Below are 1,298 nucleotides of genomic sequence, written 5' to 3'. Positions count from 1 at the left end.
TGAAGGCCTACCGCGAGCAACTACCCGAGGCCGAGTTGGCCACTGCGCCCGTCATCGCGATCCGCAACAACCGACGTTCTGTCGTATTGTCCGGAGCACCAAGACATCTCGCGGCATTCGCCGCGGAATGCGAACGCATTGCGGCAGCTGAGGCCGACGAGCGCAAGCGCAAGGTCACCGGCGGCGCCCCGTTCGCGCCGATCCTCGACGAACTGTCGGTCAGCATCGCGTTCCATCACCCGGGTATGGCCGACGCGGTGGCCCAGGTGCGCGAGTGGGCGCAGGAGTGTGGCATCGACGCCGAACTCGCAGCGCGGCACGCCGAGTCGATACTCGTCGCGCCCGTCGACTGGGTTGCCGCCATCGACGGCGTGATCGCCGAGGGTGCCGCGTGGATCCTCGATTTCGGCCCGAGTGATCTCGCAACCCGACTGACCGCGCCGCTCGTGCGCGGGCAGGGTGTCGGCCTGGTCTCGACCGCGTTGCGCGGCGGACAGCGAAATCTCTTCAGCCCCGGTGGGATTCCCGAGGTCGCGCGCCGCTGGTCCGACTTCGCCCCGACGCTGGCTGTTCTTCCCGACGGACGTCGCGTCGTGCAGACGGCGTTCACCCGTCTCACCGGACGCTCTCCGATGCTTCTGGCGGGCATGACTCCGACCACCGTCGACCCTGCGATCGTCGCTGCTGCCGCGAATGCGGGGCACTGGGCAGAACTCGCCGGTGGTGGCCAGGTCACCGAGGAGATCTTCGCGCGCAACGTGGCCACGCTGAGCGACCTGCTCGAGCCGGGCCGTGAAGCGCAGTTCAACGCACTGTTCCTCGATCCGTACCTGTGGAAACTGCAGCTCGGCGGCAAGCGTCTGGTGCAGAAGGCACGCGCGCAGGGAGCTCCGATCGATGGTGTGATCGTTTCGGCGGGTATCCCCGAACTCGAGGACGCTGTGGCCATGGTCGACGAGTTCGTCGACGCGGGACTGCGTTTCGTGGCCTTCAAGCCGGGCACCGTCGAGCAGATCCGGTCGGTGATCCGCATCGCTGCCGAGGTCCCGCAGCATCCGGTCATCGTGCAGATCGAAGGTGGGCGCGCGGGTGGTCACCATTCGTGGGAAGACCTCGACGACCTGCTGCTCTCGACCTACGCGGAGCTTCGCGTCCGTGACAACGTCGTCATCTGCGTCGGTGGCGGAATCGGCACGCCGGAGCGCGCCAGCGAGTATCTGACCGGCACGTGGGCGACGCGGCACGGATACCCGTCGATGCCCCTCGACGGCATCCTGATCGGAACCGCCGCGATGGCG

General features: G+C 67.6%; 1 protein-coding gene. It reads left to right on the top strand.

All coding sequences use genetic code 11. The features are described from left to right. Nucleotides 1–1,298, top strand: a 1,298-nt coding sequence (locus tag GOOTI_RS14870) for a fatty acid synthase subunit beta domain-containing protein (RefSeq protein WP_039994168.1), incomplete at both ends; no start/stop codon positions are given.

Origin of the sequence: Gordonia otitidis NBRC 100426, assembly GCF_000248075.1 — a bacterium.
GTDB lineage: Bacteria > Actinomycetota > Actinomycetes > Mycobacteriales > Mycobacteriaceae > Gordonia > Gordonia otitidis.
The sequence above is the reverse complement of the archived record's forward strand: the minus strand, read 5'-3'. Positions and strand labels throughout refer to the sequence as shown.